This window comes from Streptomyces achromogenes (genome assembly GCF_030816715.1).
GTDB classification, from domain to species: domain Bacteria; phylum Actinomycetota; class Actinomycetes; order Streptomycetales; family Streptomycetaceae; genus Streptomyces; species Streptomyces achromogenes_A.
In genome coordinates this window covers 3286408-3304041 of the sequence record NZ_JAUSYH010000001.1, presented here as the reverse complement: position 1 = coordinate 3304041, position 17634 = coordinate 3286408, and the positions used below count along the sequence as shown (strand labels likewise).

14 protein-coding genes and 1 pseudogene are annotated in these 17634 nt (G+C 73.1%); 10 read left to right on the top strand and 5 right to left on the bottom strand.

The features are described 5' to 3' along the window. Nucleotides 1-167 precede the first annotated feature (167 nt). The 3 genes from QF032_RS14810 (at nucleotide 168) to QF032_RS14800 (ending at nucleotide 6037) form a co-directional block, all read left to right on the top strand. Nucleotides 168-3887, top strand: a complete 3720-nt coding sequence (locus QF032_RS14810) for an ABC transporter ATP-binding protein (protein WP_307056193.1) — start codon at nucleotides 168-170, stop codon at nucleotides 3885-3887. Between the two features lie 115 nt (nucleotides 3888-4002). Then, the gene (locus tag QF032_RS14805) at nucleotides 4003-4461 is read left to right on the top strand and encodes a hypothetical protein (RefSeq protein WP_373430341.1); all 459 of its coding nucleotides are present in this window, start codon (nucleotides 4003-4005) and stop codon (nucleotides 4459-4461) included. Nucleotides 4462-4621: 160 nt separating this feature from the next. Next, nucleotides 4622-6037 (top strand): S28 family serine protease, encoded by a 1416-nt coding sequence (locus QF032_RS14800; protein ID WP_307043142.1) that lies wholly within the window; start codon nucleotides 4622-4624, stop codon nucleotides 6035-6037. A 108-nt stretch (nucleotides 6038-6145) separates the two neighbouring features. On the opposite strand, the gene QF032_RS14795 is transcribed toward QF032_RS14800, so the two are convergent. Next, a complete protein-coding gene (locus QF032_RS14795) occupies nucleotides 6146-7930 on the bottom strand; it encodes a glycoside hydrolase family 3 protein (RefSeq protein ID WP_307056192.1) in 1785 nt (594 codons plus the stop codon). A gap of 271 nt (nucleotides 7931-8201) precedes the next feature. On the opposite strand from QF032_RS14795, the gene aroA reads away from it, so the two are divergent. Together aroA and QF032_RS14785 are read left to right on the top strand one after the other, a co-directional pair. Further along, nucleotides 8202-9473: a 3-phosphoshikimate 1-carboxyvinyltransferase gene (gene aroA / locus QF032_RS14790; protein ID WP_307056191.1), complete on the top strand. Its 1272-nt coding sequence runs from the start codon at nucleotides 8202-8204 to the stop codon at nucleotides 9471-9473. Then, nucleotides 9470-10102 (top strand): GNAT family N-acetyltransferase, encoded by a 633-nt coding sequence (locus tag QF032_RS14785; RefSeq protein ID WP_307043136.1) that lies wholly within the window; start codon nucleotides 9470-9472, stop codon nucleotides 10100-10102. Before aroA ends, QF032_RS14785 begins: the two co-directional genes overlap by 4 nt. Nucleotides 10103-10222: 120 nt before the next feature. On the opposite strand, the gene QF032_RS14780 is transcribed toward QF032_RS14785, so the two are convergent. Together QF032_RS14780 and QF032_RS14775 are read right to left on the bottom strand one after the other, a co-directional pair. Continuing rightward, nucleotides 10223-11023, bottom strand: a complete 801-nt coding sequence (locus QF032_RS14780; RefSeq protein WP_306952182.1) for a sugar phosphate isomerase/epimerase family protein — start codon at nucleotides 11021-11023, stop codon at nucleotides 10223-10225. 297 nt (nucleotides 11024-11320) lie between these two features. After that, nucleotides 11321-12361 (bottom strand): annotated as a pseudogene (locus tag QF032_RS14775) (LacI family DNA-binding transcriptional regulator); the annotation flags it as partial. Between the two features lie 300 nt (nucleotides 12362-12661). On the opposite strand from QF032_RS14775, the gene QF032_RS14770 reads away from it, so the two are divergent. From QF032_RS14770 to QF032_RS14755, 4 genes are all read left to right on the top strand, one after another. After that, nucleotides 12662-13819 (top strand): Gfo/Idh/MocA family protein, encoded by a 1158-nt coding sequence (locus QF032_RS14770; protein ID WP_306952183.1) that lies wholly within the window; start codon nucleotides 12662-12664, stop codon nucleotides 13817-13819. Beyond that, nucleotides 13816-14970, top strand: coding sequence for a dihydrodipicolinate synthase family protein (locus QF032_RS14765; RefSeq protein WP_307043134.1), 1155 nt, complete (start codon nucleotides 13816-13818; stop codon nucleotides 14968-14970). The genes QF032_RS14770 and QF032_RS14765 overlap by 4 nt, the downstream gene beginning before the upstream one ends. After that, complete coding sequence (locus tag QF032_RS14760; protein ID WP_307043132.1) at nucleotides 14967-15806, top strand: sugar phosphate isomerase/epimerase family protein; 840 nt, start codon at nucleotides 14967-14969, stop codon at nucleotides 15804-15806. Before QF032_RS14765 ends, QF032_RS14760 begins: the two co-directional genes overlap by 4 nt. A gap of 391 nt (nucleotides 15807-16197) precedes the next feature. Beyond that, on the top strand, nucleotides 16198-16497 hold the full coding sequence (locus tag QF032_RS14755) for a hypothetical protein (RefSeq protein WP_307043130.1): 300 nt from the start codon (nucleotides 16198-16200) through the stop codon (nucleotides 16495-16497). Nucleotides 16498-16540: 43 nt separating this feature from the next. Here the strand turns inward: QF032_RS14755 and QF032_RS14750 are convergent, their stop codons facing one another. Both QF032_RS14750 and QF032_RS14745 read right to left on the bottom strand, forming a co-directional pair. Continuing rightward, a complete protein-coding gene (locus tag QF032_RS14750) occupies nucleotides 16541-16807 on the bottom strand; it encodes a hypothetical protein (protein WP_307056190.1) in 267 nt (88 codons plus the stop codon). Beyond that, nucleotides 16804-16965: a hypothetical protein gene (locus QF032_RS14745; protein ID WP_307043126.1), complete on the bottom strand. Its 162-nt coding sequence runs from the start codon at nucleotides 16963-16965 to the stop codon at nucleotides 16804-16806. The genes QF032_RS14750 and QF032_RS14745 overlap by 4 nt, the downstream gene beginning before the upstream one ends. Before the next feature lie 297 nt (nucleotides 16966-17262). On the opposite strand from QF032_RS14745, the gene QF032_RS14740 reads away from it, so the two are divergent. Continuing rightward, nucleotides 17263-17544 (top strand): GntR family transcriptional regulator, encoded by a 282-nt coding sequence (locus QF032_RS14740; protein WP_307056189.1) that lies wholly within the window; start codon nucleotides 17263-17265, stop codon nucleotides 17542-17544. Nucleotides 17545-17634 lie beyond the last annotated feature (90 nt).

Here is a 17634-nt window from a genome sequence, read left to right as displayed (position 1 = left end):
CGGTGACGGGCCGGTGACCGTTCGTGGTCTCCGCAGGCGCGCCCCGTGCGCCGAGGAGAGGATGGACGCGCAGACACGCGGAGGGATGAAATCCGCACCTCCGGACGTTGGTGCCTTCCGGCGGATCAGATGCGATCAGGTCAGTTCGAGGAAGCGGAGGCACCGGCGTGAGCGAGCAACGGGGATGGGCACGACGGCTGACGGGATACGCCCGGCGCCACCCTGCGGACCTCGCCCTGGCCCTCGGCTCCTCGCTGCTCGGCATGGCCGTCATGGCGCTGGTCCCGCTCGTCACCAAGGTGATCATCGACGACGTCATCGGCGACCACTCGCGTGACATGGCCCCCTGGGCGGGCGCCCTCCTCGGCGCCGCCGTCCTCGTCTACGTCTCCACCTACGTCCGCCGCTACTACGGCGGACGTCTCGCCCTGGACGTCCAGCACGACCTGCGGACCGACATGTTCGAGACGATCACCCGGCTCGACGGCCGCCGCCAGGACGAGCTGTCCACCGGCCAGGTCGTCGGCCGCGCGACCAGCGACCTCCAGCTGATCCAGGGCCTGCTGTTCATGCTCCCCATGACCATCGGGAACCTGCTGCTCTTCCTGATCTCCCTGGTGATCATGGCGTGGCTGTCGCTCCCGCTCACCCTGGTCGCCCTCGCCGTCGCGCCCGCCCTCGCGTACATCGCCAAGCGCAGCCGGACCAAGCTCCACCCCGCCACCTGGTACGCCCAGGCCCAGGCGGCGGCCGTGGCCGGCGTGGTCGACGGCGCCGTCAGCGGCGTACGCGTGGTGAAGGGCTTCGGGCAGGAGGAGCAGGAGACCGGGAAGCTCCGCGAGGTGGGCCGCCGGCTCTTCGCCGGGCGGCTGCGCACGATCCGCCTGAACGCCGCCTACACCCCCGCCCTCCAGGCCGTGCCCGCCCTCGGCCAGGTCGCGATGCTGGCGCTCGGCGGCTGGCTGGCCGTGCGCGGCCACATCACACTCGGCACCTTCGTCGCCTTCTCCACCTACCTCGCCCAGCTCGTCGGCCCGGTCCGGATGCTGGCCGTGGTCCTCACCGTCGGCCAGCAGGCCCGGGCCGGCACCGAGCGCGTCCTGGAACTCATCGACACCGAGCCGTCGATGAAGGACGGCGCCAAGGCGCTCCCCGCGGACGCCCCGGCGACCGTCGAGTTCGACGACGTCTCCTTCGGCTACGACCCCGACCGTCCCGTCCTCGACGGCCTCAGCTTCGAGATCCGCCCCGGCGAGACCCTCGCCGTCGTCGGCTCGTCCGGCTCCGGCAAGTCCACGGTCTCGCTGCTGCTGCCCCGCTTCTACGACGTCACCCGGGGCGCGGTCCTCATCGGCGGCCACGACGTGCGCGAGCTCACCCTCGACTCGCTGCGGGCCGCGATCGGCCTGGTCCCCGAGGACTCCTTCCTCTTCTCCGACACCATCCGCGCCAACATCGCCTACGGCCGCCCCGACGCCACCCAGGAGCAGATCGAGGAGGCCGCCCGCGCCGCCCAGGCCGACCGGTTCGTCGCCGAGCTCCCGGCCGGCTACGACACGAAGGTCGGCGAGCACGGCCTCACCCTCTCCGGCGGCCAGCGCCAGCGCGTCGCGCTCGCCCGCGCGATCCTCTCGGACCCGCGCCTGCTGGTCCTCGACGACGCCACCTCCGCCGTGGACGCGGCCGTCGAGCACGAGATCCACGAGGCGCTGGGGCAGGTCATGCGGGGCCGCACCACGCTGCTGATCGCCCACCGCCGCTCCACCCTGGGCCTCGCCGACCGCATCGCCGTCCTCGACGCGGGCCGGCTCGCCGACCTCGGCACCCACGAGGAGCTCCAGGAGCGCTCCGCGCTCTACCGCCGGCTGCTCACCGACCCCGACGAGCTCGGCGGCGTCTCGCCCGGCCACGCCCAGACGGCCGCCCCCGGCGAGGACACCTCCGTCCGCGACGAGCTGGACGCCGAGTTCGACGCCGAACGCGGGGTCACCCCCCGGCTGTGGACCGGCGACCGTGAACCGAAGGACACGGCGCTGTCCGGAACGCCCGCCACCCCCGAGCTCCTCGCCCAGGTCGAGGCGCTGCCCCCGGCCGCCGACACCCCCGGCGTCGACGAACGGCAGGCGGTCCGGCCGGAGGCGTCGTACGGCCTGCGCAGGCTGCTGCACGGCTTCGGCGCGCCGCTCCTGGTCAGCCTCGCACTGGTCGCCACCGACGCCGGGATGGGCCTGCTGCTGCCGGTGATGATCCGGCACGGCATCGACCAGGGCGTGTCCCAGGCGGCACTGGGCGCCGTCTGGGCGGCCTCCCTGCTCGCCCTGCTGGCCGTGGCGGCGCAGTGGGCCGCGCAGACCGGCGAGATCCGGATGACCGGACGCACCGGCGAACGCGTCCTCTACACGCTCCGGCTGAAGATCTTCGCCCAGCTCCAGCGGCTCGGCCTCGACTACTACGAGCGGGAGCTGACCGGCCGGATCATGACGAGGATGACGACGGACGTCGACGCCCTGTCCACGTTCCTGCAGACCGGACTGGTCACCGCCTTCGTCTCGGTCGTCACCTTCTTCGGCATCATGGTCGCCCTGCTGGTGATCGACGTGCAGCTGGCGCTGGTCGTCTTCGCGACGCTGCCGCCGCTGATCATCGCCACCTACTTCTTCCGCAAGGCCAGCGTGAAGGCGTACGAGCTGGCCCGCGAGCGGGTGTCGACGGTCAACGCCGACCTCCAGGAGTCGGTGTCCGGGCTGCGGATCGTGCAGGCCTTCCGGCGCGAGCGGGACGGCGCGGCACGGTTCGCGGAGCGCTCCGACAGCTACCGCCGGGCGCGCATCCGGGGCCAGTGGCTGATTTCGATCTACTTCCCGTTCGTGCAGCTGCTCTCCTCGGTCGCGGCGGCGGCCGTGCTGATCGCGGGCGCGGGACGGATCGACGCGGCGACCCTCACCACCGGAGCGCTGGTGGCCTACCTGCTCTACATCGACCTGTTCTTCGCCCCCGTGCAGCAGCTCTCGCAGGTCTTCGACGGCTACCAGCAGGCGACCGTCTCGCTGGGCCGCATCCAGGAACTGCTCCGGGAGCCGACCTCCACGCGGTCCGCCGACCGGCCGCACGAGGTGCGCTCGCTGAGCGGCGAGATCGCCTTCGAGGACGTCCGCTTCCGCTACGGCACGGAGGAGGAGGCCCTCACCGGGATCGACCTGCGCATCCCGGCCGGCCAGACCGTCGCGTTCGTCGGCGAGACCGGTGCCGGCAAGTCGACCCTGGTCAAGCTGGTGGCCCGGTTCTACGACCCGACGGGCGGCCGGGTCACCGTGGACGGCCGGGACCTGCGCTCCCTCGACCTGACCTCGTACCGCCACCGGCTGGGCGTCGTCCCGCAGGAGGCGTACCTGTTCCCCGGCACCGTCCGCGACGCGATCGCCTACGGCCGCCCGGACGCCTCCGACGCCGAGGTGGAGGCGGCGGCGCGGGCGGTCGGCGCGCACGAGATGATCGCCACGCTCGACGGCGGCTACCTCCACGAGGTCGCCGAGCGCGGCCGCAACCTCTCCGCCGGACAGCGCCAGCTGATCGCGCTGGCCCGCGCCGAACTCGTCGACCCGGACGTCCTGCTCCTCGACGAGGCCACGGCCGCCCTCGACCTGGCGACGGAGGCCCAGGTCAACCAGGCCACCGACCGTCTGACGGGCCGCCGCACCACGCTCGTCGTCGCCCACCGGCTGACCACCGCGGCCCGCGCGGACCGGGTGGTGGTCATGGACCACGGCCGGGTCGTCGAGGACGGCACCCACGACGAGCTCCTCGCCCTGGACGGACGCTACGCGCGCCTGTGGCGCACCTTCGTCGGCGCGGCCGAGCCCGAGGAGCCGGTCAGCGCGTCCCGGTGACGGTCGTGCAACCATCGGCACACCTCGGGCGTCCGTACATCAGTACGGACATCGCGCGCACAGTCGGGGCACAGCCGGCCGTCGCGTACGGGGGACGCGGGAGGGGGCCGGGACCGTGGGCACAGGTGCGGAACGCGCACGGAGAACGGCGAGTACGCCTGGCACGGCGAGCGCGGCGAGGACGGCGAGCGCGGCGGTCCGGAGACTGACCGCGGCACTGGCCGTGCTGATCGCGGCCGCGGTGCTCGCCGTCGCCGTCCCGGGCAGCGCTCAGGCGGCCACCGCGGGCTCGTCCTGCACCGGCCGCAAGGTGCGCACCCTGTCCTTCTCGACCGGCTCCGTGCTGCTCTACCGGGACGGCGGCGTGGTCTGCGCCGTCACCGTCCAGAAGTGGCCCGGCGTCAACCGGCTGGTCTCGGTGAGCGTCCAGGCGCGCGGACTGGTCGCCGTGCACAAGTCACGCAAGGACACCCGCAGTTCGCCGGTCGCGAAGACGTACGCCGGCCACCGGCGCGTGCGGGTGACGGCAGCGGTGGGCAGCGGCTCGTACCGGTCGGGCTGGTTCCTGTGCTGACCCGCGCGGCGGCCGGCCGGACCTCGCTCTTCTCGCCGCCCCGCTGACCCGCGCGGCGGCCCCGCCGCACCCGTGACGCGCCAACCCCCTCTGGTGTGACCCGTGTTGCTCCGATAGCTTCCGGCGACGCACATCTGTCTCACAAGGAGGGTGCACGCGCATGCGCAAGGCGCTCAGATGGCTGCTCGCGCTCACGGTGCTCATAGGCACGCTGAGCACGGCGGGAGCGGCGACCGCCGCCCCCACGCCGGAGGCCACCGACATCAAGGACCGGCTGCTCGCGGTCCCGGGCATCAGCCTGATCGAGGAGAAGCCGTACCCCGGGTACCGCTTCTTCGTCCTGAACTACACCCAGCCGGTGGACCACCGGCACCCCTCCAAGGGCACCTTCCAGCAGCGCATCACGGTGCTGCACAAGGACGTCAGCCGCCCGACGGTCTTCTACACCGGCGGCTACAACGTCTCCACCAACCCCGGCCGCCGCGAGCCCACCCAGATCGTGGACGGCAACCAGGTCTCCCTGGAATACCGTTACTTCACCCCGTCCCGTCCCGCCCCTGCCGACTGGTCCAAGCTGGACATCTGGCAGGCCGCCGGCGACCAGCACCGCGTCTTCGCCGCGCTGAAGAAGATCTACCCGAAGAACTGGCTCTCCACGGGCGGCTCCAAGGGCGGCATGACGGCGACGTACTACGAGCGCTTCTACCCCCGGGACATGGACGGCGTGGTCGCCTACGTCGCCCCCAACGACGTCGTCAACGACGAGGACTCGGCCTACGACCGCTTCTTCGCCTCCGTCGGCACCAAGGAGTGCCGCGACCGGCTGAACGCCGTCCAGCGCGAGGCGCTGGTGCGCCGGGAGCCCCTGGAGCGCAGGTACGCGGCGGACGCGGCGGAGAACGGCTACACCTTCACCACCGTCGGCAGCCTGGACCGCGCCTACGAGGCCGTCGTCCTCGACTACGTCTGGGGCTTCTGGCAGTACAGCCTGCTCTCCGACTGCGCGTCGATCCCGGCCGACGCGGCCACGGCGACCGACGACGAGATCTGGAAGTCGGTCGACGCCATCTCCGGTTTCTCCGCCTACGCCGACCAGGGCCTCGCCACGTACACGCCGTACTACTACCAGGCGGGCACCCAGCTCGGCGCCCCCACGATCCACTTCCCGGCCATCGAGAAGAAGTACATCCGCTACGGCTACCAGCCGCCGCGCAACTTCGTGCCCCGCGACATCCCGATGCGGTTCCAGCCGGGGGCGATGCGGGACGTCGACACGTGGGTGCGGCACAACGCCCGCCACATGCTCTTCGTCTACGGCCAGAACGACCCGTGGGGTTCGGAGCGGTTCCGGCTCGGCAAGGGCGCGAAGGACAGCTACGTCTTCACCGCCCCCGGCCTGAACCACGGCGCGAACGTGGCCGGACTGGTCGCGGACCAGAAGGCGCTGGCCACGGCCCGCATCCTGGCCTGGGCGGGCGTCCCGGCGCCGGCGGTGTCCCAGGCCAGGCCGCTCGCGAAGTTCGACGCGAAGCTGGACGTTCGCGACGTGGAACGGGAGCCCGCGCTGCGCCCGTGAGCGTGCCCCGGTCACCGAGCCGGGACTGAGAAATGCCGAGCAGTGCCGTGGACGCCGACAGCGGGCGTCCACGGCCTTCGTCGTCCCCGGGTGACCCCGGGCCCGGGCTCAGTACGTCAGGCCGTGCCCGATCGGGTACAGGACGCGCGCCGGGTCGTCCGCCCGCTGCACGGGCACCGGCAGCTTGCCCTGCGGCCGGACCGCGCCGGCGATCACGCGTGCGGCGGCCCGCAGTTCGACGTCGGTCCAGCCGTACGTCGCCAGGCACGCCGTGACGGACGGCAGGTGTGCCACGTCGTAGGGGTTGCGGACCGCCACCGCGATCACCGGCCGGCCGGTCGCCGACAACCGCTCGACCAGCGTCTTCTGCGCGCTGTCCGCCGTGACGTTGTAGGTCGCGACCACCACCGCGGCCACGCCGTCCGCCGCCGCGACCGCCTGCGCGGTCGTCTCGGCGGAGGGGGCCGTGCCGGTGGGCAGCGTCGTCGTGCGGAAGCCCTGTGCGGTGAGGGCGGCGGCCAGGACGCCGGTGGGCGGGCCCGTGGTGCCGGTGGGGGAGGCGGGATCGGCGCCGACGACCAGCAGCCCGGGGTGGGAGCGCGGCGACAGGGGGAGTGCCCCGCCCTCGTTGACGAGGAGCGTCGTCGTGCGCTCGGCGAGCAGGTCGGCCGCCGCGAGGTGCTCCGGGGCGCCGACGGTCCGGGCGACCCCGGCCGGGCCGGCGTACGGATCGTCGAACAGCCCCAGCCGTTCCTTCAGCCGCAGGATGCGCAACACCGCCTCGTCGAGCCGCCGCACGGTGAGCTCCCCGTCCCGGACGGCCTTCACGACGGCGTTCCAGGCGACGTCCAGCCGGGGCGGGTTGAGCAGCTGGTCGACGCCGGCCTTGAGGGCGAGCACCGGCACCCGGTCGTCGCCGTACTTCGTGCGCACGCCCGCCATGTCCAGGGCGTCGGTGACTACGACGCCCTCGTAGCCCAGCTCCTCGCGCAGGAGCCCGGTGACGACGGGCCGGGAAAGGGTGGCCGGGTCGCCGGAGGCGTCCAGCGAGGGCACCACGATGTGCGCGGTCATCACGGAGTCGACGCCGGCCGCGATCGCCGCCCGGAACGGCGCCGCGTCCAGCGCCTCCCACTCCTGCCGGGTGTGGGTGATGACCGGGAAGCCGGTGTGGCTGTCCACGGCGGTGTCCCCGTGTCCGGGGAAGTGCTTGGCGGTCGCCGCCACCCCGGCCGCGCGGTACCCCTCGACCTCCGCGGCGACCAGGGCCGCCACCGCGTCCGGGTCGGCGCCGAACGAGCGGACCCCGATCACCGGGTTGGCCGGGTTCACGTTGACGTCGGCGAGGGGGGAGTAGTTCTGCCGGATGCCCATCGCCCGCAGCTCGGTTCCCGCGATCCGGGCCAGGGTGCGGGCGTCGTCACGGGAACCGCCCGCGCCGATCGCCATCGCGCCGGGGAACAGGGTGGCAGGCCGGCCCACCCGGCAGACCGCGCCGTGCTCCTGGTCGGTGGAGATCAGCACCGGCAGACCGCGCGGCTGCCCGAGCGAGGCCCGCTGGAGCCCGTCGGAGAGGTCCGCGATCTGCTGCGGGGCGCGGGTGTTGTGCGCCCACGCGAAGTAGATGACACCACCGAGCCGGTAACGGGCGAGCAGCTCCGCGCCGGTGCGGACGCCGAAGTCGGCGAGGTTGGCGTCGGCGTCGGCCGGGTCGGGAGCGGTCGCCGAGTGGCCGTGCACCCGCGAGACGAAGACCTGGCCGACCTTCTCCTCCACCGTCATACGGGAGAGGAGCTCACGCGGCCGGCGATCGTCCGCGTGCGCGGGACCGCCGACGGCGAGTGCGGCGGTGACGCCGGCGGCGGCGGTGAGGACGGTGCGTCTGGAGGGCATCGGCGCTCCTTCCGGTGGGGGAGTGACGGGTGGGGGACCGGTGGCGCACGCTACCCGCGCGGGCCCCGCCATCGGTGCATTGACGAGGACGCGCCGACGCCGCCGCCCCGGCTGTTCACCCGCGGGACACCCCGGCCGTTCACCCGCAGGACACCCGGGCCGTTCACCCGCAGGACACCCGGGCCGTTCACCCGCGGGGCACCGTCTCGACACTCGTCCATCCCGTGGACGTACCGGCACCGCGGCCGCGCGGCGCGGGATCATGAGGGGCATGGTCCTCGTCGACATCCCCGGTTCCAAGTCCATCACCGCCCGCGCCCTGTTCCTGGCGGCGGCCGCCGACGGCGTCACCACGCTCCAGCGCCCGCTCCGCTCCGACGACACCGAGGGGTTCGCCGAGGGCCTGACGCGGCTCGGCTACCGCGTCGGCCGGACGCCGGACGCCTGGCAGATCGACGGCCGGCCGCAGGGACCGGCGCTCGCCGAGGCCGACGTCTTCTGCCGGGACGGCGCGACCACCGCCCGCTTCCTGCCCGCCCTCGCCGCCGCCGGCCACGGCGTCTACCGCTTCGACGCCTCCCCGCAGATGCGCCGCCGCCCCCTCCTCCCGCTCACCCGCGCCCTGCGCGACCTGGGCGTGGACCTGCGGCACGAGGAGGCGGAGGGCCACCACCCGCTGACCGTGCGGGCGGCCGGCGTCGAGGGCGGCGAGGTGGTGCTGGACGCCGGCCAGTCCTCCCAGTACCTGACCGCCCTCCTCCTGCTCGGCCCGCTGACCCGCACCGGCCTGCGGATCACCGTCACCGACCTGGTCTCGGTCCCGTACGTGGAGATCACCCTCGCGATGATGCGGGCGTTCGGGGTGGAGGTCGGACGGGAGGGGAACACGTACGTCGTCCCGCCCGGCGGCTACCGCGCCACGACCTACGCGATCGAGCCGGACGCCTCCACCGCGAGCTACTTCTTCGCGGCCGCCGCGCTGACCGGCGGCGAGGTGACCGTGCCGGGCCTCGGCGAGGGCGCGCTCCAGGGCGACCTCGGCTTCGTGGAGGTGCTGCGGCGGATGGGCGCCCGGGTCGACGTCGGCGCGGACCGCACCACCGTGGCCGGGACCGGCGAACTGCACGGCGTCACCGTCAACATGCGGGACATCTCCGACACCATGCCGACCCTCGCCGCACTCGCCCCCTTCGCCACCGGCGCGGTGCGCATCGAGGACGTGGCGAACACGCGCGTGAAGGAGTGCGACCGGCTGGAGGCCTGCGCGGAGAACCTGCGGCGGCTCGGCGTCGAGGTGGCCACCGGCCCCGACTGGATCGAGATCCGGCCCGACGTGGACGGATCCCGCGGGGGCGGCGCTCCCACGGGAGCCGACATCAAGACCTACGGCGACCACCGCATCGTCATGTCCTTCGCGGTGACGGGACTGCGCGTCCCCGGAATCTCGTTCGACGACCCGGGCTGCGTCCGCAAGACTTTCCCCGGTTTCCACGAGGCGTTCGGGGAGCTGGCGAAGGCACTGCGGAAGGACGTCGAGGGGTGACTTTCACACTGGAGGGACCGGTGCTCGAGGGCGCGCTGGTGCGCCTGGAGCCGCTGCAGCACCGGCACGCGGCCGGACTGGCTGCGGCGGCCGAGGAGAACCGGAAGACGTACGCCTTCACCTGGGTCCCGCGCGCGGACGAGATGGGTGACTACGTCGACGCCCAGCTCGCCCGCGCGGCCACCGGCCTGCTCGCGCCCTACGCACAGGTATCCCTCGCCACCGGCCAGGCGGTCGGCGCGACCGCGTACCTGGAGCCGCGTTCCTGGCGGACCGACGAACGACTCGACGCCGTGGAAGTCGGTTACACCTGGCTGGCCGGCTCCGCCCAGGGCACGGGCGTCAACGCCGAGTCCAAACTGCTCCTCTTCCGGCACGCCTTCGAACAGTGGGGCGTCTCCCGGGTGGACCTGAAGACGGACGCCCGCAACAGCCGCTCCCGCGCCGCCATCGCGAGCGTAGGCGCCCGCTTCGAGGGCGTCCTGCGCAACTGGTCCCGCTCCTGGGCGCCGGGCGAGGACGGCCTCCTGCGTGACTCCGCGATGTTCGCCGTCACGGCCGACGAATGGCAGGACTGCGAGCGGCGGCTGGCGCAGCGGGTGGCGCGGTTCCTGCCGGCGGCACGGTGAGCACCCGTCACGGAGGCGGCACGGTGAGCACCGTCACGGAGGACGCGGAACGCTGAGCACCGCGAGGGACGCGGCACGGCGCTCCGACCGGCCCGGGGAGGTCCTGTCCCCGGCCAGGCCTCACGCCGAGTCGTTCAGCAGCCGTCCCAGGTGCGCGCGTCCGGCGTCGAGGAGCCCCTCCAGCGGCTCGGCGGCCTCGTACCAGCGCTTCTCGTACTCCCAGCACAGCCACCCGTCCCACTCGTGGCGTGTCAGCACCTCCACGCACTCGGCGAGCGGCAGCACTCCCGCGCCGAGCGCCAGCGGGGTGGTGTCGTCGGCCGACGCGATGTCCTTGACCTGCACATAGCCGAGGTACGGGGCGAGCGCCGCGTACGTCTCCTGCGGCTGCTCGCCGCCCAGCCAGGTGTGCATCACGTCCCACAGCGCGCCGACCTGCCGGTGCCCGACGAGACCGAGCACCCGGGTGGCGTCCGCGCCGGTGCGATGGGAGTCGTGGGTCTCCAGCAGGACGCGCACGCCGAGGTCGGCGGCGAACTCGGCGGCGACGGCGAGCCGTCGGGCGGCGACGGCGTCGGCCTCGTCGGGGGACTGACCGTCCGCGCCGCCGGGGAAGACGCGGACGAAGGGCGCCCCGAGATCGCGGGCGAGACCGGCGAGGGCGCGGATCTCCTCGATGACGGCCTCGTCGCTCCCCGGCGCGGCGACCCGCGCGTACCCGGCGAGCCCCAGCACCTCGACGCCGGCCGCCTTGAACGCGGCCGCCGTTTCCGTCCGCTCGTCGGGGCTCAGCCCCGGATGGACCGGCTCCTCGGGATGGGCGCGCAACTCCACGCCGTGATAGCCGTGCGCGACCGCGAGCCGCAACACCTGGGAAAGGGGCAGACCGGGAACACCGAGAGTGGAGAAGGCGAACTTCATGCCCCCACTCTCACCCGGACCCGCCGCGGGGTCCAGTAACCCGCGACCTACGACCGTCGATGGCGTCGCCCCGGCACCGCACACCGCACGACCCCGCACCCCACCGCATCACCCTGCAACTCGGCTGAGGGCTCAGCTCAGGTCGGCTCGGATCAGGTCAGGTCAGGGCTCGGATCAGGTCAGGTCAGCCGAGGACGCCTGCGCCTCGCCCACGGCCGCAGCCTTAGCCGCGCCCGCGCCCGCGCCCGAAGCCCCCCGCCGCCCCGCCCCCGCCGTCCGTGTCTCGTCCGACGCCGCTCGCGGTACGCCCGTGGAGCCGCGCACCATCAACTCGCCCCGTACCGTCGCGATCCCGCCCGGCGGCGGCTCCTCGCGGCCCATGGCGATGCGGCCCGCCCGGGCTCCCGCCTCGGCCAGCGGCAGCCGCACGGTCGTCAGGGAGGGCACCGCGTCGATGCTGAAGGGCAGGTCGTCGAAGCCGGCCACCGAGACGTCGTCCGGGATGCGCAGGCCCGAGTCGCGCAGGGCCGCGCAGGCGCCCAGGGCGACGGAGTCGTTGGCGGCCACCACCGCCGTAAGGGACGGGTCCCGGCGCAGCAGTTCCAGCGTCGCCTCGTAGCCCGCCCGCCGGTCGTAGGGCCCGTGCACGGTCCAGCGCGGGTCCTCCTCGACGCCGGCCGCGGCCAGTGCCGCCCGGTGTCCCTCCAGCCGGTGCCGGGTGGTCGTGCGCTCCTCGGGCCCGGCGATGTAGCCGAGCCGCCGGTGTCCGAGGCCGAGGAGGTGCTCGGTCAGCTCACGCCCGCCTCCGCGGTTGTCGAAGGTCAGCGCGATCGCCGCGGTCTCCGGCGCCGGCGGACGCCCGCACAGCACCACGCGGGTGCCCGCCTCGCCCAGCTTGCGCAGCTTGGCCGCGACGGCGGCCGCGTGCGGCTCGTTCTCCATGGCCCCGCCGGTCAGCACGACGGCCGCGGCCCGCTGCCGCTGGAGCAGCGTCAGATAGGTCAGCTCCCGTTCCGGCGAGCCCCCGGTGTTGCAGACCACCGCGAGCCGTTCGCCTCCGGCCCGGCCGCCCGGCCCCCCGATCTCCGACTGGATCGCGCTCGCCATGATCCCGAAGAAGGGGTCCGCGATGTCGTTCACCAGGATGCCCACGAGGTCGGAGGTCGCCGCCGCCAGCGCGCTCGCCGGCCCGTTCAGCACGTAGTCGAGCTCGTCGACCGCGCGCAGCACCCGTTCCCGGGTGGAAGCGGCGACGGGATAGTTTCCGTTCAGCACGCGCGACACCGTCGCGGGCGAGACCTGCGCGCGGGCCGCCACGTCCGCCAGGGTCACCGTCATCTCGTCAGTCCTCCGGTCACGCATCTCGTCGTAAGTCGTCATCCGCCCTGGTGGACCGCGGCTCGGTGAGCGCGGTTCGGGCGTGTCGAGCAGACCTTACGGCCCGGGACCCCTGTTGTTCGCCCCCTCGAACAACTCGGGATGGACACGGTCTTGTCCGGACCACCGGTCAGAGGCTAGCTTCTTCCTGTATAGAAAGCGCTTGCTGTAACGCTGATCAGGAATGAGGCGTACGCGGCGCGCACAACCGCGTGCGGAACGCGCAGGCACCCTGCGCACGACGCCTACGAAGGGATCGACGTGACACGCAAGACGGTGCGTATCGCCATGAACGGCGTGACCGGGCGCATGGGTTACCGCCAGCACCTGGTCCGCTCCATCCTCGCCCTCCGCGAACAGGGCGGCCTCGACCTCGGCGACGGCACCGTGCTGTGGCCGGAACCGGTCCTTCTCGGTCGTCGGGAGCATGCCCTGAAGGCGCTCGCCGAGCAGCACGGACTGGACCCGCGGAACGTCTCCACCGACCTCGACGCGGTCCTCGCCGACCCGACCGTCGAGATCTATTTCGACGCCCAGGTCACCTCCGCCCGCGAGGAGGCGATCCGCAAGGCCGTAGCCGCCGGCAAGCACATCTACACCGAGAAGCCCACCGCCACCGGCCTCGACGGCGCTCTGGAGCTGGCCCGGCTGGCCACCGCCGCGGGCGTCAAGCACGGCGTGGTCCAGGACAAGCTGTTCCTGCCGGGCCTGCTCAAGCTCAAGCGCCTCATCGACGGCGGCTTCTTCGGCCGGATCCTCTCCGTCCGCGGCGAGTTCGGCTACTGGGTCTTCGAGGGCGACTGGCAGGCCGCGCAGCGCCCGTCGTGGAACTACCGCGCGGAGGACGGCGGCGGCATCGTCGTCGACATGTTCCCGCACTGGGAGTACGTCCTGCACGAGCTGTTCGGCCGGGTGAAGTCCGTCCAGGCGCTCACCGCCACCCATATCCCGCAGCGCTGGGACGAGCAGGACAAGCCCTACGACGCCACCGCCGACGACGCCGCCTACGGCGTCTTCGAGCTCGAGGGCGGCGCCATCGCGCAGATCAACTCCTCCTGGACCGTCCGCGTCAACCGCGACGAGCTCGTCGAGTTCCAGGTCGACGGCACCGAGGGCTCGGCCGTCGCCGGACTGCGCAACTGCCGCGTCCAGCACCGCTCCGCGACCCCCAAGCCGGTCTGGAACCCCGACATCCCCGCCACCGAGGTCTTCCGCGACCAGTGGCAGGAGGTCCCCGACAACGGCGAGTTCGACAACGGCTTCAAGGCTCAGTGGGAGCTGTTCCTCAAGCACGTCTACGCCGACGCCCCCTACCACTGGGACCTGCTGGCCGGCGCCCGCGGCGTCCAGCTCGCCGAGCTCGGCCTGAAGTCCTCCGCCGAGGGCCGCCGCCTCGAGGTCCCGGAGGTCACGCTGTGACGATCCAGCTGCCCGACGCGAGCGGCGCCCTGCGGACCTACGAACCCCGCACCGAGCCGCTCGCCCTCACCACCGGCGCGCCCTTCACCTCCCGCACGGTCTACTCGGCGGCGCACGTCGTCGCCGACCCGTTCGCGGACGTGTCGCCCGACTCGCCCGCCGCCGTCGACTGGGACGCCACCCTCGCCTTCCGCCGCCACCTGTGGTCCCACGGGCTCGGCGTCGCCGAGGCGATGGACACCGCCCAGCGCGGCATGGGCCTGGACTGGGCGGGCGCGGCCGAACTGATCCGCCGCTCCGCCGCCGAGGCCAAGGCCGTCGGCGGCCGCATCGCCTGCGGCGTCGGCACCGACCAGCTCACCGCCGGCGGCACGCTCGCCGAGGTCCGCGCGGCCTACGAGGAGCAGCTCGCCCTCGTCGAGGCCTCCGGCGCGCGCTCCATCCTGATGGCGTCGCGCGCCCTGGCCGCGGCGGCGACCGGCCCCGAGGACTACCTGGACGTCTACGGCCATCTCCTGCGCCAGTCCGCCGAGCCGGTGATCCTGCACTGGCTGGGCCCGATGTTCGACCCGGCGCTGGACGGCTACTGGGGCTCCTCCGACCTGGACGCGGCCACGGAGACCTTCCTCGAGGTCATCGCCGCCCACCCCGACAAGGTGGAGGGCATCAAGGTCTCGCTGCTGGACGCCGGGCGCGAGATCGACATCCGGCGCAGGCTGCCGCAGGGCGTGCGCTGCTACACCGGCGACGACTTCAACTACCCGGAGCTGATCGCGGGCGACGAGAAGGGTTTCAGCCACGCCCTCCTCGGCATCTTCGACCCGCTGGGCCCGCTGGCGGCGGAGGCGGTCCGCGTCCTCGACACGGGGAACGTAACGGGTTTCCGCTCGTTGCTGGACCCGACGGTCGAACTCTCCCGCCACCTCTTCCAGACCCCCACCCGCTTCTACAAGACGGGCGTGGTGTTCCTGGCCTGGCTGGCAGGCCACCAGTCGCACTTCACGATGGTCGGCGGCCTGCAGTCGGCCCGCTCCCTCCCGCACTTCGCCCGCGCCTACGAACTCGCCGACGGCCTCGGCCTGTTCCCGGACCCGAAGCTGGCCGAGGAGCGGATGAAGAACCTGCTCGCCCTGTACGGAGTGACCCGGTGAGCGACCTGGACCTGACCCGCTTCTCCATCAACCAGATGACGGTGAAGCAGCTGTCGCTGCCCGACCTGGTCGTCGCCTGCGGTGACCTGGGCGTGACGAACGTCGGCCTGTGGCGCGAGCCCGTGCAGACGTACGGCGTGGAGGCGACGGCCAAACTGGTCCGCGACGCGGGCCTGACGGTGACGACCCTGTGCCGCGGCGGCTTCCTCACGGCGACCGACCCGGACGAGCGGGCGGCGGCCCTCGCCGACAACCGCCGGGCGGTCGACGAGGCGGCGGCCCTCGGCACCGAGGTGCTCGTCCTGGTCTCCGGCGGCCTGCCCGCCGGCTCCAAGGACCTGCACGGCGCCCGCGAACGCATCGCCGACGCCCTCGCAGTCCTCGGCCCCTACGCCGAGGAGCACGGGGTGAAACTGGCCATCGAGCCGCTGCACCCCATGTACGCCGCCGACCGCTGCGTGGTCTCGACCCTCGCCCAGGCCCTCGACCTGGCCGAACGCTTCCCGGCCCATCAGGTCGGCGTCACCGTCGACACGTACCACATCTGGTGGGACGACCAGGCTCCCGCCCAGATCGCCCGCGCGGGCGCGGGCGGCCGCATCCACACCTTCCAGCTCGCCGACTGGACGACCCCGCTCCCCGAGGGCGTGCTGACCGGCCGCGGCCAGATCGGCGACGGCGCGATCGACATGCGCGAGTGGCAGGGCTACGTGGAGGCGGCCGGCTACACGGGCGCGATCGAGGTCGAGCTGTTCAACGACGGCCTGTGGGCGCGGGACGGCCGGGAGGTCCTCGCCGAGACCGCGCAACGCTTCGTGTCCCACACGGCAGCCTGACAGCAGCCTGAGAGTCCGGTGGCCTGCCCGCTTCTGATACGAACGGGCAGGCCACGGTCGTAGGATCGGGCGCGACACCCCGACGAACGGACGCCGCCGTCCATGTGCGTCAGCCGGATCCGTCGAGATCACCCGGGACGCTAAGCACGACCGGTTCTCGCAGGGCCGCCCGCCAGCAGGTTCCTTCTGGGCCGGCCTGCGCTGGACGACGCCCCGCGACGGCTCAGCCGGCAGGGTTGCGGGCCGCCGGGGCGTTCTGCCCAGCCTCGACGAGATCAGGTACACAAAAGGGCAGACCAGCGTCGCCCGCCGTGGCCCGTGGGCGGACGATCCGGCGGGATCGCTCGGAACGTACCGGGGCCTGACCGGCCGGGGGGAGGCCTGTATCGAGGTGTTCGGCCTGAACGCCAGAGCGGTCCTGGTCGAGGGACGCAGGGACGCCTACGCGACGGCCAGGCACTCCGTCGAGCTGTGGCGCATAGCCATGGACAACGGCCAGCGTGACAAGGCGACGGAGATCGTCCGGGTCACCTGGAACCGTCCCCTCATCGATGTCCTGGTCGCCATGTTCCACCAGTCCGGCCATCCGGCGGCCGACGCCCTGTTCGCGGGGGAGGAGGAGATCCTCGATCTCCTCCTCGACGCCGAACTGCGGTCCGCAGTCCTGCATTTCAGGGGCCTCGGCTACTGACGGCCCAGCGGCCCCGGGCGGGCGCGGGTGCGCGGCCGCCCGGCTATGCCGAGCGCTCCCTGTCCGCCGCCATGATGCCGACACATTCCTCGAGCGCGGCGTGCAGCGACGGCACGAAGGCGGCGAGTTCGGCGTCGGACGACCTGCCGGCCTCCAGTACGGCCCCGACGACCGTCACCAGGACGGCGGAGGCCTTCAGCGCGTGCGCGTCGGCCAGTTCCTCCAGCACGCCGCCGGAACGCGCGACCACGAACGCCTCCTTGCCCGTGGCGGGGTCGACGCCGAGGCTGCGGAACCGTCGCGCGCTCACGCGGCGGCCTCCGCCGGGACGTAGTCCTGTCCAAGGGTGGCGAGGACCGCCGCGCGCCGCCGTTCCCGCTGGAGGCGCCCGCGGTCCAGGGCGTCGCGTTCACGTTCCCAGACGGCGAGGTACGGCCTGACCAGGGGCAGGCCGTCGGCGAGGATCACGTCCGCGGGGCACGACCGCGCCCGGCGCGGGGGAACGCACGGAGGGGCGGTCCGGAACTCCGGGCCCCCGGGGGCCCGGTGCGCTCCGCGCGGCGGCAGGAAAAGGCTCAGGATCGCGGAAAGTAGGCTGCGCACAGGTCGACTCCTCTGTAGTCGGCTCAGCCCCGGCACGGAAGCTCTCACCCTTCCCGCCGGGGCGCTTTCGTTGGGCGGATCCCATCGTATCGCCTTGTATCGCTTCGTAGCGATACGTATCCCAAAGTGTGAGTAGCACTCCCATTGCCTAGCGTCGTCTCCATGAACCCCGACGCTGAGATCGACCACGGAGCGCCACTGACCCCGTACCGGCAGCTGGCCGAGATTCTGCGGGCGCAGATCCAACGCGGCGACTGGCAGCCCGGGCGGATGCTGCCGAGCGAGGCTCAGCTTGTGCAGAAGTACGGCATCGCGCGGACCACCGTGCGGCGAGGACTCGGCCTGCTGGCGGACGAAAGCTGGGTGTACGCCGTTCCGCAGCGTGGCTGGTTCGTCTCCGACCCCCTGCCGCCCGCCCCCGGGGCGCCCGCGCCGTCTGTCTAGTGCTGGTGGCTCCGGGAGCGGCGAAGGGGCCGCCCCGCCGGTGTGGGCGATGGGCGGCCCCGGTGGTGCCAGGGTGTGACGCCGCAGGTC